17 protein-coding genes are annotated in these 22458 nt (G+C 39.6%); 13 read left to right on the top strand and 4 right to left on the bottom strand.

Annotation, left to right across the window (positions count from 1 at the left end; all coding sequences use genetic code 11):
- The first annotated feature begins 61 nt into the window (after positions 1 to 61).
- The 4 genes from sucC to ACP69U_RS04245 all read left to right on the top strand — a co-directional run bounded on the left by sucC (position 62) and on the right by ACP69U_RS04245 (position 6878).
- Positions 62 to 1228 carry an ADP-forming succinate--CoA ligase subunit beta gene (gene sucC, locus ACP69U_RS04260; RefSeq protein ID WP_426137916.1) on the top strand — a complete coding sequence of 389 codons (1167 nt, stop codon included), beginning with the start codon at positions 62 to 64 and terminating at the stop codon, positions 1226 to 1228.
- A 152-nt stretch (positions 1229 to 1380) separates the two neighbouring features.
- Positions 1381 to 2256: a succinate--CoA ligase subunit alpha gene (gene sucD / locus ACP69U_RS04255; RefSeq protein ID WP_426137915.1), complete on the top strand. Its 876-nt coding sequence runs from the start codon at positions 1381 to 1383 to the stop codon at positions 2254 to 2256.
- A gap of 111 nt (positions 2257 to 2367) precedes the next feature.
- Complete coding sequence (locus ACP69U_RS04250; protein WP_426137914.1) at positions 2368 to 5655, top strand: glycosyltransferase family 2 protein; 3288 nt, start codon at positions 2368 to 2370, stop codon at positions 5653 to 5655.
- 59 nt (positions 5656 to 5714) lie between these two features.
- Positions 5715 to 6878 carry an SGNH/GDSL hydrolase family protein gene (locus ACP69U_RS04245; protein WP_426137913.1) on the top strand — a complete coding sequence of 388 codons (1164 nt, stop codon included), beginning with the start codon at positions 5715 to 5717 and terminating at the stop codon, positions 6876 to 6878.
- A gap of 42 nt (positions 6879 to 6920) precedes the next feature.
- Here the strand turns inward: ACP69U_RS04245 and ACP69U_RS04240 are convergent, their stop codons facing one another.
- From ACP69U_RS04240 to ACP69U_RS04230, 3 genes are read right to left on the bottom strand one after another with little or no spacing between them, the layout of a single operon-like run.
- On the bottom strand, positions 6921 to 8015 hold the full coding sequence (locus ACP69U_RS04240; RefSeq protein WP_426137912.1) for a glycosyltransferase family 2 protein: 1095 nt from the start codon (positions 8013 to 8015) through the stop codon (positions 6921 to 6923).
- 3 nt (positions 8016 to 8018) lie between these two features.
- On the bottom strand, positions 8019 to 9278 hold the full coding sequence (locus tag ACP69U_RS04235; protein ID WP_201580718.1) for a nucleotide sugar dehydrogenase: 1260 nt from the start codon (positions 9276 to 9278) through the stop codon (positions 8019 to 8021).
- 48 nt (positions 9279 to 9326) lie between these two features.
- Entirely contained in the window at positions 9327 to 10310 is a 984-nt protein-coding gene (locus ACP69U_RS04230; RefSeq protein ID WP_426137911.1) for a hypothetical protein, read from the bottom strand.
- A 161-nt stretch (positions 10311 to 10471) separates the two neighbouring features.
- Here ACP69U_RS04230 and galE point away from each other — a divergent pair, with 161 nt between their 5' ends.
- The 4 genes from galE to ACP69U_RS04210 are packed head-to-tail and all read left to right on the top strand — an operon-like array spanning position 10472 to position 15570.
- Positions 10472 to 11503: a UDP-glucose 4-epimerase GalE gene (gene galE, locus ACP69U_RS04225; protein ID WP_426137910.1), complete on the top strand. Its 1032-nt coding sequence runs from the start codon at positions 10472 to 10474 to the stop codon at positions 11501 to 11503.
- A gap of 52 nt (positions 11504 to 11555) precedes the next feature.
- On the top strand, positions 11556 to 12428 hold the full coding sequence (locus ACP69U_RS04220) for a UTP--glucose-1-phosphate uridylyltransferase (RefSeq protein WP_426137909.1): 873 nt from the start codon (positions 11556 to 11558) through the stop codon (positions 12426 to 12428).
- Positions 12429 to 12431: 3 nt separating this feature from the next.
- Positions 12432 to 14099 (top strand): glucose-6-phosphate isomerase, encoded by a 1668-nt coding sequence (pgi, locus tag ACP69U_RS04215; RefSeq protein WP_426137908.1) that lies wholly within the window; start codon positions 12432 to 12434, stop codon positions 14097 to 14099.
- A 40-nt stretch (positions 14100 to 14139) separates the two neighbouring features.
- On the top strand, positions 14140 to 15570 hold the full coding sequence (locus tag ACP69U_RS04210) for a UDP-glucose/GDP-mannose dehydrogenase family protein (protein ID WP_426137907.1): 1431 nt from the start codon (positions 14140 to 14142) through the stop codon (positions 15568 to 15570).
- Positions 15571 to 15669: 99 nt separating this feature from the next.
- Here ACP69U_RS04210 and ACP69U_RS04205 read toward each other — a convergent pair whose 3' ends face one another.
- Positions 15670 to 17169 (bottom strand): phosphomannomutase CpsG, encoded by a 1500-nt coding sequence (locus tag ACP69U_RS04205; RefSeq protein WP_426137906.1) that lies wholly within the window; start codon positions 17167 to 17169, stop codon positions 15670 to 15672.
- A 131-nt stretch (positions 17170 to 17300) separates the two neighbouring features.
- Between ACP69U_RS04205 and mazG the strand changes: the two genes are divergently transcribed.
- From mazG to panB, 5 genes are all read left to right on the top strand, one after another.
- On the top strand, positions 17301 to 18182 hold the full coding sequence (gene mazG, locus ACP69U_RS04200) for a nucleoside triphosphate pyrophosphohydrolase (protein WP_426137905.1): 882 nt from the start codon (positions 17301 to 17303) through the stop codon (positions 18180 to 18182).
- Positions 18183 to 18253: 71 nt separating this feature from the next.
- A complete protein-coding gene (locus ACP69U_RS04195) occupies positions 18254 to 18547 on the top strand; it encodes a ComEA family DNA-binding protein (protein WP_426137904.1) in 294 nt (97 codons plus the stop codon).
- A 172-nt stretch (positions 18548 to 18719) separates the two neighbouring features.
- The gene (pcnB, locus tag ACP69U_RS04190) at positions 18720 to 20999 is read left to right on the top strand and encodes a polynucleotide adenylyltransferase PcnB (protein WP_426137903.1); all 2280 of its coding nucleotides are present in this window, start codon (positions 18720 to 18722) and stop codon (positions 20997 to 20999) included.
- Positions 20992 to 21513 carry a 2-amino-4-hydroxy-6-hydroxymethyldihydropteridine diphosphokinase gene (gene folK, locus ACP69U_RS04185; RefSeq protein ID WP_426137902.1) on the top strand — a complete coding sequence of 174 codons (522 nt, stop codon included), beginning with the start codon at positions 20992 to 20994 and terminating at the stop codon, positions 21511 to 21513. The genes pcnB and folK overlap by 8 nt, the downstream gene beginning before the upstream one ends.
- 130 nt (positions 21514 to 21643) lie before the next feature.
- Complete coding sequence (panB, locus tag ACP69U_RS04180; protein ID WP_426137901.1) at positions 21644 to 22444, top strand: 3-methyl-2-oxobutanoate hydroxymethyltransferase; 801 nt, start codon at positions 21644 to 21646, stop codon at positions 22442 to 22444.
- Positions 22445 to 22458: the final 14 nt, after the last annotated feature.

Raw genomic sequence — 22458 nt, 5'->3', positions numbered from 1 at the left:
ACATGTATATACGAACTTGTTTTCACTTTTTATTAATTGTAAAAAATAAAGGATACAATCAATGAATTTACATGAGTATCAAGCAAAAGAGCTATTAAAAAGCTACGGTTTGCCGATTCAAGAAGGCATCATTGCCTATAACGGCGACGAAGCTGCTGCTGCTTTTGATAAAACACCAACAGACATTGCGGTTATCAAAGCGCAAGTACATGCTGGTGGTCGCGGTAAAGCGGGCGGTGTAAAGCTGGTTAAGACTCGTGAAGAAGCCAAGCAAGTTGCTGAAGAGCTAATCGGTACCAACTTGGTTACTTTCCAAACTGACGCTGATGGCCAACCAGTTAACTTTGTATTGGTTGCAGAAGATATGTATCCAGTACAAACTGAGCTATATCTTGGTGCAGTTGTTGACCGTTCTACGCGTCGCGTAACGTTCATGGCATCAACTGAAGGCGGTGTTGATATTGAAGAAGTTGCACACAACACACCAGAAAAAATCTTTAAAGTACATGTTGATCCTTTAGTTGGTTTAATGCCTTTCCAAGCGCGTGATGTTGCGTTTAAATTAGGCTTAGAAGGCAAGCAAATCAATCAATTCGTTAAATTAATGACAGGTGCTTATCTGGCATTTGTTGAAAACGACTTTGCCCTAATGGAAATCAACCCATTGGCTGTTCGTGAAAATGGCGAAATCGTTTGTGTTGACGGCAAAATCGGCATCGATTCAAACGCACTATACCGTCTTCCTAAAATTGCAGCACTGCAAGATAAGACACAAGAAAATGAGCGTGAGCTTAAAGCGGCTGAGTTTGACCTAAACTATGTTGCTCTAGAAGGCAACATCGGTTGTATGGTTAACGGTGCTGGTCTTGCAATGGCTACCATGGATATCATCAAATTGTACGGCGGCAAGCCTGCTAACTTCTTGGACGTTGGCGGCGGCGCAACTAAAGATCGCGTTGTTGAAGCGTTCAAAATTATCCTAGAAGACAGCAGTGTTGAAGGCGTTCTAATCAACATCTTCGGCGGTATCGTACGTTGTGACATGATTGCAGAAGCTATTATCGCTGCTATCAAAGAAGTTGACGTAAAAGTACCTGTTGTTGTACGTCTAGAGGGTAACAACGCTGAAAAAGGCGCACAAATCCTAGAAGAGTCTGGTCTGAAATTGATCTCAGCCCAAGGCCTAGCAGATGCTGCTCAAAAAATTGTCGATGCTGTTAAAGCTTAATATATTTGAGGCATAGTCCTTTAAATATATGCGCTTAAGCATAGTAGTCAAAGCGTAATAGCTGCTTTTTGGTATAAATTTATCATTAATATTTAATGAATAATATGCTATCAGGTGGCTATTACAAGACAACCGAATACAAGGAATAAATAATGAGTGTATTAATCGATAAAGATACCAAAGTATTGGTACAAGGTTTTACTGGTAAAAATGGCACGTTTCACTCTGAACAAGCAATCGAATATGGTACTAAAGTCGTCGGCGGCGTAACCCCAGGTAAAGGCGGTCAAACGCATTTAGGCCTACCAGTATTCAATACGATGAGCGAGGCCATGGAAGCGACCCAAGCTGACGCTTCTGTTATCTATGTACCAGCACCATTCGTACTAGATTCTATCATTGAAGCAGTTGATGCTGGCGTTAAATTGATCGTTGTGATTACTGAAGGCGTACCGACTCTCGATATGCTAAAAGCAAAACGCTATCTTGAAGCAGCGGGTGATGTACTTCTTGTTGGTCCTAACTGCCCAGGCGTTATCACTCCAGGTCAGTGCAAAATCGGTATCATGCCAGGCCATATTCATCAGCCAGGTAAAGTGGGTATTATCTCACGCTCTGGTACATTGACTTATGAAGCCGTTGCTCAGACCACTAAACTTGGTTTTGGTCAGTCAACTTGTATCGGTATCGGTGGTGATCCTATCCCTGGTATGAACCAAATTGACGCATTAAAACTGTTCCAAGAAGACCCACAAACTGAAGCAATCATCCTAATCGGTGAGATCGGCGGTACTGCTGAAGAAGAAGCGGCTGCATATATCAAAGACCATGTAACCAAGCCTGTTGTTGGTTATATCGCTGGTGTTACTGCTCCAGAAGGCAAGCGTATGGGTCATGCTGGTGCAATTATCTCTGGTGGTCAAGGTACTGCTGAAGAGAAATTTAAAGCCTTTGAAGATGCTGGTATCGCGTATACACGTGACCCATCTAAGCTTGGCGAAAAGCTAAAAGAAGTTACTGGTTGGTAAGTAAGATAGGCATAAGTCTACATTGTAGCTACTAAAACGACCTTGAAATATAAAGAAGACACTTCTACAATGGGGTGTCTTTTTTTTTATGCTTATTCTAAAGGTTTTATAATGAAAAAATTCATAACTTATCTTATTGAGAATAATAAAATAGAGTTAAAATCAGAACTTGAAAACTACCTTTATCAAGCTTATTCAGAGCTTAACCATTTTTTGAGAAAAGAAAAATATGTACAAATAGTTTTCGATATGCAAGATGTAGAATGTATTGGTTACATTGCGATAAGAGAGTTTTTCAAGGATAAAGATGCTAAAAATGGCTTTAAAGTTTTAGTTACTAATTCCATAGATACAGCTGAGCAGGACAGATCAGCTGATCTAGTGTTAATCCCTAATGATCTTAATAGAAAAGTATTTTCATTTACTGATGCTAATTATTATCATTCAAAGCATTCGAATATTTCATATATAATTAAAAATGTGAGTGAAAAAGATACTTCATTTATCGACTATTACTTCCAACAGCTTAATGGAAATACTTGTTTAGTTAAATTTAATTTACTAGAGGAATATTACTATCTATATTTAGAAACTCAAAAAATAAAAAAAATGAAAAGTATTTACACGGAAGATAAGGAATATCTAGAAAAAAAGCTTCAAAATTCTTATAAGATAATCGAACATCAGAAAAATTTAAACGAAACTTTAACAATACAAAAAGACAATATAAAAAAGCAACTTTCTTATAGAGTGGGTAATCTATTAGTAAGTTCTTTTAAAGATAAGAAAAAGGTAAAGGTTCTACCTTATAATATTATAATCGAGTTTCATAGCTTTTATTCCGATAAAAAAACCATTCCTAAGGTATTAAAGTTTACTAAATTGTTGGCAGATAATAAAAAAAATATTTATGATTTCAAAAATATAAAACAAGCTTTCCCTTCTTTTAGTAGAAATCGTATTGTAAATATTAATAATGAAAAATTTAGTTATGATACAAGACCAACTATACTATCTGTTAAAGATTTCGTAGCAGGATATGAGAATATTAGAATAAGCTTTTTTATGAAGTCTGATTTAAAGGGGCTTTATGAGATTACATACAAATTTGTAGAAGATAATATACATAATTTTAAAAATTTCGAACCTATTTTGAAGGAAATATTACAAATATTTTTCTATTATGAAGGTGTTTCTAATAAAGGAATAGAGAGGATTTTAGCTCAGAATTTTTTAAATGATTATGCAGTCAAGGGGGAGTTAGATAAGATTTCAGCTTTCTTTGTAGAGTTTAATTCAATTTTGGGATGGGATGTTTTTCAAGAAACATTATTTAAGCATAATATTAGCTTTGCAAGTATTTATCAGAAAAAACATTTTTTAGAGTCTATAGCTTCGAGACCACAAGCTTTTATACCAGCGTTAGATGAAGAATTTTATACTTGGGCTGAGAGCCAAACAGAAAGCTATGAACTTATTTTAGCTAAGTTTCTCTACTCGATAATTAAGGGTAAAAGATTAGATCGTGTAACCTTGTTCGGATTTTTTAATATAAAGAGGTCTAAGTTTAAGAAAAGATTCTTGGATATACTGCAAAGATATACTTATTCAATTAAAAAGTCTATCAATGATGAAGATTTTATTCACGAACTTATAAGTCAGATAAATAGTGTTGAAGACCTAATTTATGTTTCTTTATTAATTTCCTGTAATTCTAGTAAAGAAAATATAGATAGCTTTATTGTCAATGTTGATAGACTACATGAAACTATGTTATTCGATAAATATCAACTCGCATATTTATTTTCTCAGGTTGGTAATAATAGTAATTTAACTAGCATTATTAATGACAGTTTTAAAGGAAGTTTTGTCAAACCGATTGATCCCTTAGGTAATAAGTCCATAATCTCAATTTATAACAACATCTTAAATACAGCTGTGAATAGAGACAGAAATTATCCAGAGTTCCAGAATATTATCAATGTAATTACTAGTACTTTTAATCCTGATATATCCTTATTAAGCTTGTCTATTGATTCTATACTAAAGCAATCTCATAATTTACTAGTATTGACTATTGTTGATGATTGTTCGGATAATAGTAAAGATATACAGCAGTTGATTAATACTAAAAATGATAGCCGAATTAAATATCTAAGGATGACTGAAAATGGAGGAGCATATAAATGTCGTAATTTTGCTATAGATAGTATAGAGAGTGATTTTATTGCTTTTCAAGATGATGATGATATATCACATCCACAGCGACTCGAATATCAGTTAAACCATATGAGAAATAGTAAGATTGAAGTATCTATGGTTACTAATTTGCGCATAGACATCGATGGCCATGTCCAAATTGATAATCATAGTTCGATACTTTCAAATGGCCCTGTCACAATGCTCTTTCGTAAAGATTTGATAAGTAAAATTGGATTATTTAAAGAATTTCGTTCAAGAGGAGATGTTGAATTTAAAAATAGATGCGTGAGATTATTAGGTCCAAGTTCTTTAGAAGTAGATTCTAAAATCCTATATTACTCCTTAGGCTCGCATAACTCTCTGTCTTCTACTTTCGAACATGGGAAAAATAACTCAAATTTAAAACTAATTAGATCGCTAATACATTATGATCAAACTAAACTAAATATCGAATTTAAGAGAAATAGTAGTTCCGGTAGTAAAGTTATTGCCTGTATGGCATCTTTTCCTGCTAGGAAAGAAAAGATGCTGTTAACAATTGATTCTATTGTTGGCAACGTCGACAAAATTTATTTATACTTGAACAACTATCAAGAAATACCAGTAGAGTTAAAAAAGTATAATAATTTAGAGGTGATACTTGGACATAATACCAAGGGCGATCTGAGAGACAATGGAAAAATTTATCCATTTTCTGTTGAAAAGATTGAAGGTTACTGTTTCTTGATAGATGATGATATTATTTATCCTCCTTCCTATTTCAATGAATTTGTGAGAAAGATTGAAAAATATAATAGGAAAGCTGTGGTAGGTGTTCACGGAGTAATCTTTGCCAAACCCTTCCAAAGCTACTTCAGAAACCGTGAGGTTTTTCATTTCAAAAATGAGAATTTGGTAGATGTTATCGTCAATCAGCTGGGTACAGGCGCGTTGGCCTTCCATACTGATACACTAGTTCCTACTTTAGATAAATATGTGGAAACAGGAATGGCCGATGTTTTTTTTGCTATAGAAGCTAAGCAGCTGAATGTTCCTCTGGTTTGTATTGCACATCCTGCAGAATGGTTAAAACCGTTAGAAATAGAAATAGAAGATACAAGCAATTTATATGATGAGTTTAAAAATGATCATTCAAAACAAACGATGTTTATTAAAAATGCTGGTGAATTTAAAAAGCTAGATATTTTAGATTTATGAAAGGATTAAATTATTTACAATACTATTTCTGACTTTATAAAAGGTACCTAACAATTTTCATGAAACGACACATTAGATTACGAGAATTTAGCCCACTTACTACTGCTACTTATATTCCATCTTCAGAATATTTATCTAGACGCCCTAATATGATTAGACATTGGGGCTACTTCGTAGAATTTGATGGCTCTGGATATTTGAAGACTGGGAATCATATTATAGGGAAAAGGAAAATTGTATTTCTAGGAGGCTCTTTTTACGAGAATTTATATGTGTCTCAAAATGCACGTATCCCTTCTATATTAGAGGTGTTACTAAATTCTCAAGGATATGACTATGAAGTCTTAAACGCTAGTATTTCAGGCTTGACATTACTACAGGCATTCAACGTTATTGTGAATAAAGTCGCTTCAAATCCTCCTGACATCTTAATTATGGGAGATTTGGCGAATGAGATATATCCTTTAAGTCATGAAAAAATATATTGGAATAAAACTAGATATTATTCTAACTTAACTGATTATAATAAAAACAATGCATCAGAAGTTGATCTTAAGCTAAACAACATAGATGTAAGAGAGAAAATATTAAATTCTATAATTTACTTTTGTAATGAATTCAATATAAAGCTCATATTTGCATCTATCTGTAATTTGCAAGTAGAAGATGAAACGTTTTTTCGAGTCAATAAAAAAGATAATGAATTAAGAAAAATTTTATATAAAAATACAGAGAAAGTAGCAAAGGAAAAATCTATTCCTTATATAAATGTTACAGATTATAATGAAAAACAATATTTTACTAATATGCAAGATGACATTCATGTTAATTCATTAGGTGCAGCAAATGTAGCTGATAAAATCCATAAATTTATTCTAGAAAAATACAATTTGAAGAAAAAGAGTAAACCTATCTTTTCTGAGGAGATTTCCGACACTTTCGTCACCGCTCCAAATCGTTCTAAAATAGTATATCAAGTGAGTTGTGTATCTTATTCTAGGATAGTAGTAATTTTCGATATAAAATGTTTAAGTGAGGTGAATACTGACTACGTTCATGTAAAGATCTTTGGCAATTATAAAAATGGAATAGATATACTTCCAAATGTATGGCAGCAGAGAAGCGTGTTTTTTGATTTAGAAAAAAAGGATAATACCTTCCCAATTTCATTTAGATCTAATAATACTTTAGAGCTGAAAAATATAAATTTGATTTTCATTTAAGTGAAGACTAGTTATTTATACATACCATATAATTTAGACTTTCTAATCATAATAAATTCTCTCAGTAGAAAACCCGTATTTATTGAATCCTGAAGCCTGTGCAGTAGTTAAAGAATTTTCTCTATATAACCCAATAGCTAGAGGTTTTCTAATATATGATATTGAGTTTTTACTGTAAATTGATTCTATGAGTTGAAGTAACTTTTTATCTGACTCAATCCTTTTTGTAGAGTCAAAGCCTCCTAATTTGTTTAGAGTTATACGTGATATCATCATTGATGAAAGATTAAGACGTAATAAAGGATAGTTCTGTCTACAAGTAGGTAAACCTGATAATTCGTCAACTCTAAAAAAATGCGAGTAACTGGCAATATTTGTATTTGTCTTTAAAAGCTCCTCTAGCTGCAGTTCTAAGCGTTGTGGATGCGACCAATCATCTGAATCTTGGAATGTTATAAACTCGCCAGATGAGAGTTGTATACCGATATTTCTAGCATGATATGTGCCACGATTTTCATTAAGTTCAATGACTTTTATAGATGAATACTTTTTGAGCACTTCTACAGTATTATCAGTGCTAGCATCATCGACTACAGTGATTTCAATATTGTTAATGGATTGATTCAACAAAGAGTCTATACAGTTTTCGATAAAAGCTGCAGAATTATAAGTAGTGACTATAATACTGACTTTTTGAGTGTTATGAATTTTTTTTACTTTTCTACGATTATTGCCGATAGTAAGCTTATTGTTTTTAACTAAGTTTATAGATTGTAGCCCATACTGACGATAAAACCTATAAATTAGCAGTTTTGCCAATAAAGGTTTATTTCGCATAAGAGCGATTTTTATGGCGATTAGCGTATCAGCTTGTTTGTAAAAGCGCAGAGGAGGGGTATCTCCTAAAGCTATTCTTAAAGTATCTTTAAATGGCTTAGGAATATCGTCTCGTTGACTACATAGCTCTAGAGTCAAGTCAGGGTAAACATAACCTATTCGATATAGAAGTTGCAGTGCATCCTTTCTTTCCAAGCTAACGATACAGTTAGTCTGTAGCAGACTCTCAATTAGAGAGTCCGCATGGGCGTATTGCTGAGCTTGAACATAATGCTCAAACTCTTTTAAAATTTTACTCATTTATTATAAACGCCAGTCTGGATTTACTAATGCACCTTTAACATCGATGACTACTTTAGGCTTAGTGCAAAATCCATCTATTCTGTCATCTTCACCAACAAAATCTGAATGGTTAACAGCTACAATAACAGCGTCAAAACTATTCTCTTGAATATCTTCATAGTCGATATAATCAACATCTAGGCTATTCCAGTCTTCTTCAGTAACCCAAGGATCGGAATAAGTCATTCTTACCCCATATTTCTCAAGTTCAATACCAATATCTGTTACTTTGGTATTTCTGACATCTGGACAGTTTTCTTTAAAGGTAACACCTAAAAGTAAAATACGGGCATCTTTGATATTTTTCCCATATGAGATAAGCTTTTTGATGGTTTGTTCGGCAACGAATTTACTCATAGAGTTGTTGATTGCGCGAGAAGTCAAAATTAAATTGGGATTTAATCCTAAAGATGATGCTTTGTGTGCCAAGTAATAAGGATCTACGCCAATACAATGCCCACCTACTAAACCAGGCATAAGCTTGATAAAGTTCCATTTAGTAGCAGCAGCTTCTATGACTTCATGAGTGTCGATACCAACTTCGTTGAAAATAAGGGCCAATTCGTTTATCAAAGCAATATTGACATCACGCTGAGTGTTTTCAATAACTTTAGATGCTTCTGCGACTTTTATAGAGGAAGCCTTGAATGTGCCAGCAGTAATCACTGAGCTATATAATTCATCCACTATGTCTGTGTAGTAAGGGTTTGAACCTGAAGTGACTTTTAAGATGTTCTCTACTGTGCGCAGTTTATCGCCTGGATTAATACGTTCTGGAGAATAGCCTACGCCGAAATCGTCATTCAATATCAAACCAGATTTCTCTAGTTCAGGAATACAAACTTCTTCTGTAGCACCTGGATATACTGTTGATTCATAGATAACGATATCATCTCGCTTAATAATTTTACTTAACATCTGAGAAGCTTTAACCAATGGGGACAAATCTGGTAAGTTATTATCATCAATTGGTGTTGGTACGGTAATGATAAATACGTTTGCTGCGGTTAGGTCATTAGTGTCAGAAGTAAAAGTAAGACGAGAAGTGTTTTTGAGATATTCGCTAGTCACTTCTCTAGTTTTATCAATATTATTAGATAACTCGTTAATACGTGTTTCATTTATATCAAAGCCTATAACGTCATATTTTTTTGCAAACGCACAAGCTAGTGGTAGACCTACGTAACCTAACCCTATAATGGCGATTTTTTTGGAATTCATCGAATGACCTTTTTGTATGAATTAATTAGATAAGAGTGTTTGGCTACTTTAGTGATAATTAAGATTGTAGGTATAATAGCAGATATAAAATAGCTGAGAAAGTAACGGTGTGTTTGATTTTATATCATCAGAGCATAAGCCGTAATAAAAAGGTCGCCCTAATACGGTGACCTTTTTGCCTCTTAACAACGCCTCAAATCCACCCAAAGACGTAATCGTATATACGTGATCGACTGTCTCTAACGCGTCGACCAAATGAATAGACTGGTTAAGGATTAGGCAATCTAGCTCAGTGAGTTCATCAACGATAGAGTGATCATCAAGCGTCATTGGATGTGGTTTGACTATAATTTGTGCATCAGGATTTTCTGCAATTGCCTGATTGACCACATCAAGCAATGTAATACCAATGCCGCCGCCGTACTTTAATGAATCATCATGCGGCACTTGACCTAATACCAAAATACGCTTTTTATCTTTAACGCCATATATTGGTGCTATATCGACATAAGGCTGATGATTGTATTTGCTCACGCGATGTGACACATAATAATCAAGTATCTCTTGAGCCAATGTCTTATCATAGCCATCCTGTTCAAAATCAAAGTTTGCTATGAGGTCAGTTAAGTCATTTGGGCGAGTGGTATCGAAGTAGGGCGCTTGGCTATCCATTACAATAGACAATGGTGGAGCGCCTGATTCATCATCAGGGCCAGAACGAATGAATCCGTCTTCTAAAAAGAAAATATCTAGACCTTGCTTGCGGATATAATCAATAAAATACTCAGGCGCTTTATAACCCCAAATATAGATAACAGGGTTTACACGCTTGATAAATGGCTTTAACCACGTAGCAAAGTAACGCTTATCAAAATGTCGTTGTATTTGAACATGTGATGACTCCAATACCCAGTCACCAACCAAGTCTTGCCATGGCAGCATACCAACGACTAACGCCAAACGCTGTTTTGGCTGACGATTATGTTTATAATAACCTAATAGTAGCGGTTGGATGTAAGCGTTAAATTTCATAATATGTTGGCTGGCTTAGTTTGATAGCGAGAGGGCAGATAGTCATGATTGGGGCATTTACGTTGGCAATGTTTTATCGTTCCCAGTATAGTTGCATTTACGAGTAAAAACGAATACCTACTTCGAAAAATAATAACTTCGAAAAATAATGGATCGATATTATGAAAAACAAGATACTAGTCACGGGCGGTGCGGGCTATATTGGCACACATACCTGTATCGCCTTGCATGAAGCTGGCTATGAGATTGTAGTTTACGACAACTTATCTAATAGTAGTCGTGAAGCCATCAATCGTATCTCAGCTCTCATTGGTCAGCCTATTGAGTTTATCGAAGGCGATATTCGCGATGCTGAAATGTTGAGACAAGTATTTTTATCTCATCATTTCTTCGGCGTGATTCACTTCGCTGGACTAAAAGCAGTTGGTGAATCTGTTGCCAAGCCATTGCTATACTACAATAACAACGTCAGTGGTACCATTACCTTGCTAGAAGTTATGGCAGAGTATGATGTCAAAAACTTCGTTTTTTCTTCCTCTGCGACTGTTTACGGTGACCCTGAAATTCTGCCAATTGATGAGAGCTCATCACGTTCTTGCACCAATCCTTATGGACAAAGCAAACTTGCCGTCGAGCACATATTAGAAGACCTTGCCGTATCGGATACTAGATGGAATCTCATTCCTTTGAGATACTTCAATCCGGTAGGTGCACATCCATCAGGTCAGATTGGCGAAGACCCTAATGATATCCCAAATAATTTAATGCCTTATATCTCTCAAGTAGCCGTCGGTAAGCTGCCCAAGCTCAGTATCTTTGGTAATGACTATCCAACTATTGATGGTACAGGTGTTCGTGATTTTATTCATGTTACTGATTTGGCACAAGGTCATGTCGCTGCGTTAAATTATTTAGAGCGACAAGTGGCACCAGTAGGATTTTTACCGATTAATTTAGGCACTGGTAAAGGTACTTCTGTTTTAGAATTGGTATCTGCATTTTCCGATGTATCTGGACAGACCATTCCTTATCAGTTTACAGATCGTCGTGCAGGTGACATTGCCAGTTGTTATTCCAGTGCCGATAAAGCGAAAGTATTGTTAGGGTGGCAAGCCAAATTATCAATTACTGATATGTGCCAAGATACGTGGCATTGGCAGAGCATGAATCCGAATGGGTATAATGTCACTTAGACTTTATCAGATATCTTTTCTTTTAATCCTCTTTTAATACAGTTTAAAAATTATGAAAAAAATTACCCATGCCGTTATACCCGTTGCAGGCTTTGGCACTCGTATGTTGCCACTGTCTAAATCTGTACCAAAAGAGTTATTGCCACTGGGCAATCGCCCTGCTATTCATTATGTGGTTGAAGAGGCGATTGCTGCCGGTATCAAGCATATTGTACTAGTCGGCCATGCGCAAAAAAGTGCGATTGAAAACTACTTCGATATCAATGCTGAGCTAGACAGTCAGCTTAGAGCAAAAGGTAAAGACGCGCTGGCGGATAGCTTAAACTGGTTACCAGAAGATGTGACAGTCTCTATGATACGCCAAGGCAAGGCGTTAGGTTTGGGTCATGCGGTACTCGTCGCTCGCCCCATTATTGGTGAGCATGATTTTGCCGTATTATTGCCCGACGTTGTGCTTGATCCATTTACTGGCGATATGGCTGCTGATAACTTAGCCTTTATGATTGATGCTTTTGCTGAAGACAATCATTCACAAATATTGGTCGATAATGTTGCCGATGAAGATGTGCATAAATATGGTATTGCTAAGCTGAGCGACGCTATTGAGATTGATGAGCAATCAGATACTAATACTAGCTTTAAAGTCGCAGGATTTGTAGAAAAGCCTAACTTAGCCGATGCACCTTCTAAGTTAGCAGTGGTTGGTCGTTATGTCTTTAGCAATCAAATTTTTGACTATTTGACCAATACCAAAGCCTCGGTCGGTGGTGAGATTCAGCTGACCGATGCGATTGATGCCTTGATTAGCGAATACGGCGTGAATGTCACAACCATGCGTGGCGACAGCTATGATGCAGGTGATATGCGCTCATATATGCAGGCGTTTATCTATTTTGCCAAGCAGCAATTAGCAAATGAAGAGTAATCAATGAGCGATACGAAAGATAATAACAAGTATAGTAGTGCTCGAAATTCTAAGTACTGGCAGCAATTGCAAGAATTAGCGGCACAGCCATGGTCGCTGGATAAACTATTTACGCAAGATACTGAGCGCACGAGTCGTTTTAGCACTCAAGTTGGTGCACTATATATGGACTATAGCAAGCAATGTATTGATGAACAGGTACTGGCAATTCTGTTGCAGTTAGCAGAAAGCTGTGAATTGTCCACAAGGATTGATGCACTGATGCAAGGGGCGATGGTCAATACCAGTGAGGAGCGTGCTGCCTTGCATACAGCACTACGATTGCCAAAGTCTGCCAAACTAGACGTTGATGGGCAAAACGTCGTCGCTGATGTGCATGATAGTCTGTCGCAAGTAGCACGTTTAGCTGAACGTGTCCGTAGTGGTACATGGCGCGGATTTTCTGGTAAAGCTATCACGGATGTGGTCAATATTGGCGTCGGTGGCTCTGACCTTGGCCCGCTTATGGCGACGACCGCGCTAGATGAGTGGGCAGATACCGACATTGAAGTACATTTCGTCTCTAATATGGACGGCACTCAGCTTGATAACTTGCTCAAGCACCTCAATCCTGAGACCACCTTGTTTATTATTTCATCTAAATCCTTTGGTACGGTTGATACGTTATCTAATGCTAAAACAGCATTATCATGGCTGCTTGCCACTGCCAAGCGGCGTGCAGGTACTGAAGATAGTGTGCTACGCCGCCACTTTATTGGTATCTCCGCTAATAGTGAAAAAATGAGTGCTTGGGGTATTCATCCTGAGCATCAGCTACAGCTTTGGGAGTGGATTGGTGGGCGTTTTTCTTTATGGTCAGCGATTGGTCTTGCTATTGCTATTCGTATTGGTATGGCTGGTTTTAAAGCGTTATTAGCTGGTGCGCATAGTATGGATCAGCACTTTGCTCAGGCTGATTTTGCAAAAAACTTACCTGTCTTATTGGGTTTACTTGCTGTTTGGAATAGTACCTTTTTACAAGTGAATGCTCATACCGTATTGCCCTATGATGGTCGACTCAGCTATTTACCAAGCTACTTAACCCAGCTTGAGATGGAGAGTAATGGTAAGTCGGTCACCCAACACGGTGATCATATTGATTATGATACCTGTCCGATTTTATGGGGTGAGATTGGCTCCAATGCGCAGCATGCCTTTTATCAGCTGCTACATCAAGGCACACAGCAGGTGTCTTGTGACTTTATCGCTTGTGTGCGCCGCTATAGTGGTCAATCGCAAAACGCGCCATTACAGCAGCAGCATGAGCTGTCTTTAGCCAATTGTCTAGCACAGAGCCGAGTGCTGGCTTTTGGTAATGCCGCGCTTCAAGAGACTGAGGTTCAAGTAGCTTCTGCTGCGGATAAGTATAAATATTACCGTGGCAACCAGCCGTCAACGACATTGCTAATCGATGAGCTGACGCCGCACAGTTTGGGAGCGCTGATTGCGCTTTATGAGCATAAAGTCTATGTCATGGCCAGCATTTGGGATATTAATCCGTTTGATCAATGGGGCGTCGAGATGGGCAAGCAAATGGCAGAGTCCGTACATCAAGCCAAGCAGCAAGCAGGTGAGAGTCAGTTTGACAGCTCCACTAACCAGCTGTTAAAACACATTCAACAGCTGTCTTGATCGTTTTGCTACTAAGTCAATAATCATTAAAGGTGAACGCATGAGCGCTGTTTCTATAAATGACAATACAACTAAATATACGCATGAATCTAAACCACAAAGCACTGCAAGCAAGCAAGTTTGTGTGCTTATTGGTCATAGCATTGAGGCCATTACTAGCGCCGTGGTGCTGGCAAGTCTAGGTCAGCGCGTGCATCTTTATGCAGGTATTGAGCTATTGACGCAGCAAATACAACAATACAGCTTTGAGCATCATTTGCAAGCACTGTGGCAGATGTATGAGCAGCAGCAGGTTATTATCAGTACAGCATTACCAGCTAGCGCTGACACGTTAATACAATATTATGAAACGGCAAATTTTAGCGACAGTCGTCACATCAATGAGAGCAATGAGAGCAATGAGATTAGTAAGATTGACGACCAAAGCACCGTTGCGCTTTATTGGTTGTTTTTAGACAGTATCAAGCCAGTATGGGCAGAAGCCAGCTGGATTACCGCATTCAACCATAGCCATCAGCAATCGCTACCCGTGATTATAAGTGGCATTGAGAAACTAGGGGTTGTCTCAGCACTGGCGCAAAATTTGCAGCGCGCGTGGGTCTACTATGTGCCGTTTGTATTCTTGCAAGATGGTGATGCTTATAGCTCAATGTTAAATCCCTCACTATGGTTGCTTGGTGAAAAAACAGCCAACAGTAGCCAGCATCTAGAGGTATTGAAGCCGTTAATGCAGCATGCGCGTGCCGCTCATCACGCTGATATCGCAACGATAGAGTTTGCCCGTAGCAGTATTATGGCGATGCTGGCGACGCGAGTGAGTTTTATGAATGAGATGTCACGCTTGGCGGACAGTCAACAGGTAGATATCAAGCAAGTCAGTCGTATCATGGGGCTAGACGCGCGGGTCGGTAGCAGTTATCTACAAGCGGGCTGGGGCTTTGGTGGTAACACACTACCGACCGAGCTGGCTAAATTACAACAGTCCAGCCAAACGCACAGTTTAGAGATGCCGCTGTTGCAGTCAGTCATGCACATCAACGAAGATCAAAAAGAGCTGATATTCCGTAAATTCTGGCAATATTTTGATGGATTTATTGACAATAAAACGGTGATGATTTGGGGCGGTAGTTATAAATCAGGCTCAGGACGTACCGCAGGCTCAGCCATACATCCATTGCTAGCGTTATTATGGTCTTATAATATTCGTACTTTGGTGTATAGCGATAAAGCACAAGATGAACTTGCCATGCTTTATCAGCAGCAATCATTACTGCAATTGATTAATAATCCTTATCAGCAGCTAAGTGCCGCACAGGCGATTTTTATTATTAGTTGGTCGCCACAAGATCAACTAGATATTGCCAAGCTTAATCAACACGCGATGCCAGTATTTGATGCGCAAAATGCACTGACACGATTGCAGATCGATAGTCTGGTAGGTGACTATATGGGCATTGGTCGGTCTAAATAGCTTTATTTCAGTTTTTCTGTCATCAAAAAAGCTCGTTGATAATTATCAGCGAGCTTTTTTGATTTTTAGTCGAAATCACCCATATTAAATCGTATTCGTTTACGCTGGTACAGCACCTTGTGTCGCTAGCCACTGTTGAATCTCTTTAACTTTAATAGCTAACAATTCTTCATTGCCACGACTTTCAATGTTTAATCTAATAAGTGGCTCGGTATTTGAGGTACGCAGATTAAAGCGCCACTCGCCGAAGTTAAGACTTAAGCCATCAAGGGTTGATTTGGTCGGATTTTCGCTGCTAAATTTTTCCTCAATAGCGCTAATAATCGTTGGAGCATCATGAGTGGTGAGACGAAAATTAAGCTCGCCTGAACTTGGATATGCTTGAATATAGCCAGTAACCAATTCTGATAAAGTCTTACCAGTGACAGACAACAGCTCAATGGTTAATAACCAAGGGATCATGCCGCTATCGCAATAGAAAAAGTCACGGAAATAGTGGTGCGCAGACATCTCGCCGCCATAAACAGCGCCCGAGTCACGCATGACTTGCTTAATAAATGAATGTCCAGATTTACTGATGACAGCCTTACCGTTATGTTCCTTAATCACTGCTTCAGTATTGTAAATGACACGTGGATCGTAGACGATTGACTCATTCTGCCCTTGTTGTTGATGCTTATTCAAAAATGCTTGAGCGAGCATGCCGACGATGTAACTGCCATCAATAAATTCACCATGTTCATCGAATAAAAAGCAGCGGTCAAAGTCGCCATCAAAGGCAATGCCAAGGTCGGCCTTATTTTCCAAAACAGCTTGTTGAGTCGCCACTCTATTGGCTTCAATCATAGGATTGGGGATGCCATTGGGGAAGCTACCATCTGGTGTATGGTGCAGTTTAATCACTTCAATTGGCGCACCAGCTTGTGCAAGCTTTGCAATCAACAAGTCAACCACAGGCCCTGCACTGCCATTGCCTGAGTTAATCACTAATTTGAGGGGTTTGAGCTTATCGGTATCAATAAAAGTCATGACATGATTGATATAAGCGCTTTTATCAGTTAATAACTGCAAGGCTCCTGATCGGTTTTTAGTAATAAATTGCCCAGACTCTGCCAATGCTTGAATCTCTGCCAAACCATCATCGCCACTGATCGGCTTTGAATGTTCCTTAACCAATTTTAAGCCATTATAGTTAATAGGATTATGGCTGGCTGTGACCTCAATACCACCCAATGCCTGATAATAACTGGTGGCAAAATAGACCTCTTCTGTACCGCTCATGCCCAAGTCAATCACATCGACACCAGCATCTACAATACCAGCGATGGTCGCTTGTTTTAACTGCTCGCTTGAATGACGAATGTCACTACCAATAACGATGGCAGGTTTTAGATTTACCATATCATTGTCATGAGCCTCAACCGCCGTACCATAATGCTGAAATAAAATCTGTGCAAAAGCACGACCAATACGGTAAGCAATGGCTTCGTTTAGATTTACCCCAAGCTCGCCGCGAATATCATAAGCTTTAAATGAATCAATAATAATGGGATTAAATGCAGTTTCTGGCTGATAACGAATGGTCGCAGACGTAGACATAATGATAAAATTCCTTGCGCGTGTGCAGTGGTAAAATAATAAAATAGATAGCACGATTATAAGCCAATCAAGGTTCAATGATACACTAACTGCTAAATTGAACGATAAGCAAAAATATAAGAGCCTCCCTTATGAATACTCTCGACAATAAAATAGTAGCGCCTACACCAGCACAAGGAACGCCAACTGCTAGTGGTGAATTAGACGATTTATTGGCTTTGATGGCACGGCTACGTGTTGATTGTCCGTGGGATAAAAAACAGACCAATCATAGCCTAATTCCCTATGCGATCGAAGAGGCTTATGAGCTGGGCGAGGCGGTACAAAGTAATGACGATGAGGATATCAAAGGCGAGCTAGGCGATGTACTGCTGCAAGTGGTGTTTCATTGTCAGATGTATGCGGAGCAAGGTCGCTTTGATATGAACGATGTCATTAACACTTTACAAGAAAAGCTCATTCGTCGTCATCCGCATGTATTTGAGGCTGAAACCCTTGAAGATGACACGGCGGTAAAAGCTCGTTGGGATGAGATTAAAGTGGAAGAGCAGCAAGCGCGCGAGGCACGAGGCAAACCAAAACGTCGTTTAGACAATACCAAAGCGGGCAGTGCGCTTATGCAAGCGCAAGATGTACAAAAACAGGCGTCAAAGTTAGGGTTTGACTGGGAAGGCGTTAGCGGTGCTTTTGATAAGCTAGATGAAGAGATTGCCGAGTTAAAGGCTGAATTGATAGATAAATCAAAAGATGCTGCTGAATATGACATAAGCAAAGCCAATATTAGCGATATTGAAAAAGAGCTGGGTGATTGTATGTTTGCGCTGGTGAATGTGGCGCGTAAACTTAATCTTGATGCAGAAACCGCAACGCTGACGTGTGTGCATAAATTTAAGTCACGCTTTGGTTATATTGAAGAACAGTTAGCTGCGGCTGGCAAGCGTTTAGAGGATAGTGATATTAACGAGATGGATGCGTTATGGGAAGCGGCGAAACAACATGAACGATCGTCATGAACGCTTATCATAAGGCCTCGTTTGTTAGCTTGGTCAATATGGCTGTTTTCAGTCTAATATTGGCGGTTTTTATGTTGAACAGTGTTCAAGCTGCGCCTTGTTTTGATAATCCTCAAAGGGCTTATGAATATCTATTGGCGCAAGAAAGTGCCAAAATACAAGTACGTGACCAAGCCACTGTAAATATCAATCGTGCTAGTGAAGGCGAGCTAGTTTCGCTAGATGGTATCGGCAGCAGCAAAGCCCAAGCGATTATTTTATATCGTGAGATGTTTGGTGATTTTAAGACAGTGGATGAGTTAGCAAAGGTCAAAGGTATTGGTGCAAAAACGGTTGAGAAAAATCGAGGACGTTTACGCGTATAAGATTAAGGGCAGTATTTTGCTTTAATTAACCCCAATATTGACAAAATAGCACGTAAGTATCAGTCATAACACACCTACTAGGCGCAAAATTTGTTAAACTAGCAGGTACATCCGCCTGATAAACGCTGTGTTCATCAGGGGTGGTTAAAGAATACCGGCGAGGAGTAGATGCATGGCCGAGCGTGCCGCCAAGCAGTTAGAACTGAATAAATCTGAATTACCCAATTCCATTACTGAAGTGATTGCCACCTTAAACCGAGCTGGGTTTGATGCCTATATCGTCGGTGGCGGCGTGCGTGATACTTTATTAGGTCTGCGTCCAAAAGACTTTGACGCTGTCACTGATGCCAAGCCGCATGAGATCAAAGACGTCTTTGGCAAGCGCTGCCGCATTATCGGTCGCCGCTTTCAGTTGGCGCACGTGTATTCAGGCCGTGAGTTGATTGAGGTTGCTACCTTCCGTGGTCCACCAACCAATGATGCTAATACCAATCAAGACGGTATGATCCTGCGTGATAATGTTTGGGGTGATATCAAACAAGACTTCTCTCGTCGCGATTTCTCTATTAATGCGCTGTATTATCAACCACTTAAAGGCGTGGTTCATGATTTTTGCGGTGCGCTTGACGACATTGATAATAAAATCATTCGACTGCTCGGCCATGCGCCCGTGCGTATCGAAGAAGATCCAGTACGTTTGTTGCGTGCTTTACGTTTCAAAGCCAAGCTCGGTTTTGAGTTTGATGACGAGTTAGCCGATCAGTTTCATGATGGCAACTGGGCATTGCTTGAGCAAATATCACCGCATCGTCTCTATGATGAAACCCAGAAAATGTTTACCGGTGGTTATCTGGTGCCATTATTGCCGCTATTGTTTGAGTCAGGGGCGATTGATAGCTTAATTATCTATCCACCATCTGAGCCGAGTGCACTGGTCAATCAAGTCGCTATTAATACCGACAAACGTATTGCTGCTGGCAAAAGCATCAATCCGGCGTTCTTTTATGCCGCGCTATTATGGGAAAACTATCTGCATCAGTTGGCAAAAGCTAAAAAGCGCAATATGCCGTTTGCTGAAGCACAAATGCACGCCGCTGGTAAAGTGATTGATCGTCAACGTATCAAGACCGCGATTCCTAAATTTGCAGAGCAGTTTATCCGCGATATCTGGATATTGCAGCCAAGACTTGCAGCCCCGCGTAGCAAACAAATCGTCCAGCTCTCTGAGCATCCACGTTTTCGCGCAGGTTTTGACTTTTTGTTATTGCGTGAGCAATGCGGTGATGCTGAGCATCCGTTATCAGAGTCGACCAATGGTATGGGCGATTGGTGGCAGACCTATCAGACATTGTCTGAACGAGAGCAGCAGCAAGCCATTGATGATTTTGATGAAAATATTCGTCGCGGTGCCTATAAAAAAGGGCAACAAGCGCAGCGTGGTCGTGGGCGTAATCATCAAAATTCAGAGTCAAATAGCATCGATCACTCAATATCTCATCAGAAAAATACCAAGCATAGCAAAGCCAATGATACTGCTGAGCAGGGTAGGAATGATCAGAATATGGTAAATGACCCGTCAAATATTCCAGCACGCCGTCGCCGCGCTGCCAGTCAGTCAGCCTTTGTTAAGCAATCTGGTGGCAATAACAACAAGCACTATGAATCGCAGCAAGTAAGTCAAGACAGCCATGAACTTGCTCAGTTACGACAGCTATCCCTTGCCAATAGCAGCAACCAAGCGGCAAATAAACGCCATCATTACAAGCCGGCACCACTTTTTGTAATTGAGCACGAAAAAGTCGTGCCGCCATTGCAGAAGCAGCTATCAAATGGTGATAAACCTGATAGTCGTCAAGGGGCGGCGCAGAAAAAACCTGCCCATAAGAATGTATCGGCTGAGAAAGCACTAAAAAATCAGGATGCCAGTTCTGATGCCAACTCTTATAGTAGTAAGGCTGACAGTAAACCTGATCGCTCAAATCAAGCTCAGCAGCCAAAAGCAACACAGTCAGAGGTTATGCCTTCATCTGTGGCTCGCTCGGTAGCAAGATCGCCATCGCTCGTCAGTATGAATAATGAGCCGATACCGTATAAGCGTCGCCGTCGTCAGCCGAGTGTAGATAGTATAAATCTTGCTAGTAACACAGAGATGCAAGTAACGACTAACAACGATGTTAAAGCTGCAGCAAAGTATGCAAAAAAAGCACCTAAGCCCGCAGCCCAGCCTACTGATAAAACAGATATTCCGGCTAAAAAAATGGCTGAGCGCAAAAAAGTGACGAAGGTTATGACACCTGCAAGCGCTAAAAAACCAGCCAAAACGACAGAAGCAAAGTCTGCTAAAACCAGCCAAGCTGCTAACGGTAATGTTGGTACGAGTAGCGTGAATGACAATAAAGGCCCTATCCCATCGAAACGTCGCCGTCGCCAACCTAGTACTGACAATGTCTAATATTACTAATGATGCGGGCAACGCGAATTGGGTAACCTGCTACGTAGGTTTGGGTAGCAATTTGTCTAACGACTTGGGTTCACCAGTAGAACATTTGCAGCAGGCAATCGCAGCGATGCAAGAGCATAATCAAATACGTGCGGTTCGTGTTTCTTCGTTTTACGCTTCAGCGCCTATGGGGCCGCAAGATCAGCCTGATTTTGTTAATGCCGTCGCTGGGTTTGAGACGATATTGCCGCCTTTTGAGTTGCTTGCTTACTGTCAACAGTTAGAAGAAGAGGCTAAACGTGCACGAATACGGCGTTGGGGTGAGCGTAGTTTGGATGTCGATATTTTGTTATACGGTGAGGCACAAATCACTGAGCCACAATTAACCGTACCGCACGCTGGATTGTTTGAGCGTAATTTTGTCTTATTACCACTGCGAGAGTTAGCCCCAGCGCTTATCATTGCTAGCAAGTCGATAGATGACTATCCGCCTAGCAAAGATTGGACAGGCATAAAATTACTGTAGCCAATCTATTATAAAAGAGTGAAAACGTTCACCTCTTTTAAGGTAAATCACCTATACCAAACGATTGCTAAAAGTTTTGATCACAATCAGAATAATAGCTAGAGACAGCTAAAGGTTAATCGAGGATCATATGAGGACGTTATCTACTTTAAAAAAATTCAAAAAAGATGGCACCAAGTTCACTTGCTTAACGTGCTATGACTCGATGTTCGCACGAATGATGGAAAAAGCAGAGATTGATACCATTTTAATCGGTGACAGTTTGGGCATGGTGGTGCAAGGTCATGACTCAACGTTACCCGTGACTGTCAATGACATGGCTTATCATACAGCCAATATTGCCCGTAGCAATAGACACGCGCTGATATTGGCTGACTTGCCGTTTATGAGCTATGTCACCCTACCAGAAGCAGTTGCCAATAGTCGCCAGCTGATGCAGGCGGGCGCGCATGTGATTAAGATTGAAGGTGGTAGTGAGCTTTGCGATTTAATCACGACTTTGGCGCAAGCAGGGACGCCTACTTGTGTACATCTAGGGTTGACACCGCAATCAGTCAATGTGTTTGGTGGTTATAAAATCCAAGGTCGTGGTGACGAAGCGGCTGATAAATTGCTTGCTGATGTGAAAGCAGTCGTTGCGGCAGGTGCTGCGCTGCTAGTGTTAGAGTGTGTACCTGCTGAGCTTGCAAAAGCAGTGACGGAAGCCGTCGCAGTGCCAGTTATTGGTATTGGTGCTGGCGCAGGTACGGATGGTCAAGTGTTGGTCATGCATGACATGCTAGGTATGGCGCACGGCCGTGTCCCGCGCTTTATTCATGACTTTTTGACCGATGAGCGTAATAGCACGCACAGTATCGAAGGCGCATTTGCCCTTTACCAGCAGTCAGTACGTGAAGGCAGTTTTCCAACCGAGCAGCACCAGTTTAGCTAACATTTTAGTTTTTA

Source organism: Psychrobacter sp. TWR1-1-1 (assembly GCF_049895865.1).
In the GTDB taxonomy this organism is placed as follows: domain Bacteria; phylum Pseudomonadota; class Gammaproteobacteria; order Pseudomonadales; family Moraxellaceae; genus Psychrobacter; species Psychrobacter immobilis_A.
Note: the sequence above shows the minus strand (reverse complement) of the source record. Positions and strands in the feature narration are given on the sequence as shown.

What these genes read in the sequence shown, in the direction of transcription:
- sucD (WP_426137915.1), top strand. Translation starts at nt 1,381, where the DNA reads ATGAGTGTATTAATCGATAAAGATACCAAAGTATTGGTACAAGGTTTT.
- ACP69U_RS04245 (WP_426137913.1), top strand. Translation starts at nt 5,715, where the DNA reads ATGAAACGACACATTAGATTACGAGAATTTAGCCCACTTACTACTGCT.
- ACP69U_RS04235 (WP_201580718.1), bottom strand. Translation starts at nt 9,278, where the DNA reads ATGAATTCCAAAAAAATCGCCATTATAGGGTTAGGTTACGTAGGTCTA.
- ACP69U_RS04250 (WP_426137914.1), top strand. Translation starts at nt 2,368, where the DNA reads ATGAAAAAATTCATAACTTATCTTATTGAGAATAATAAAATAGAGTTA.
- ACP69U_RS04230 (WP_426137911.1), bottom strand. Translation starts at nt 10,310, where the DNA reads ATGAAATTTAACGCTTACATCCAACCGCTACTATTAGGTTATTATAAA.
- ACP69U_RS04205 (WP_426137906.1), bottom strand. Translation starts at nt 17,169, where the DNA reads ATGTCTACGTCTGCGACCATTCGTTATCAGCCAGAAACTGCATTTAAT.
- ACP69U_RS04195 (WP_426137904.1), top strand. Translation starts at nt 18,254, where the DNA reads ATGTTGAACAGTGTTCAAGCTGCGCCTTGTTTTGATAATCCTCAAAGG.
- galE (WP_426137910.1), top strand. Translation starts at nt 10,472, where the DNA reads ATGAAAAACAAGATACTAGTCACGGGCGGTGCGGGCTATATTGGCACA.
- ACP69U_RS04220 (WP_426137909.1), top strand. Translation starts at nt 11,556, where the DNA reads ATGAAAAAAATTACCCATGCCGTTATACCCGTTGCAGGCTTTGGCACT.
- panB (WP_426137901.1), top strand. Translation starts at nt 21,644, where the DNA reads ATGAGGACGTTATCTACTTTAAAAAAATTCAAAAAAGATGGCACCAAG.
- pcnB (WP_426137903.1), top strand. Translation starts at nt 18,720, where the DNA reads ATGGCCGAGCGTGCCGCCAAGCAGTTAGAACTGAATAAATCTGAATTA.
- ACP69U_RS04210 (WP_426137907.1), top strand. Translation starts at nt 14,140, where the DNA reads ATGAGCGCTGTTTCTATAAATGACAATACAACTAAATATACGCATGAA.
- sucC (WP_426137916.1), top strand. Translation starts at nt 62, where the DNA reads ATGAATTTACATGAGTATCAAGCAAAAGAGCTATTAAAAAGCTACGGT.
- pgi (WP_426137908.1), top strand. Translation starts at nt 12,432, where the DNA reads ATGAGCGATACGAAAGATAATAACAAGTATAGTAGTGCTCGAAATTCT.
- folK (WP_426137902.1), top strand. Translation starts at nt 20,992, where the DNA reads ATGTCTAATATTACTAATGATGCGGGCAACGCGAATTGGGTAACCTGC.
- mazG (WP_426137905.1), top strand. Translation starts at nt 17,301, where the DNA reads ATGAATACTCTCGACAATAAAATAGTAGCGCCTACACCAGCACAAGGA.
- ACP69U_RS04240 (WP_426137912.1), bottom strand. Translation starts at nt 8,015, where the DNA reads ATGAGTAAAATTTTAAAAGAGTTTGAGCATTATGTTCAAGCTCAGCAA.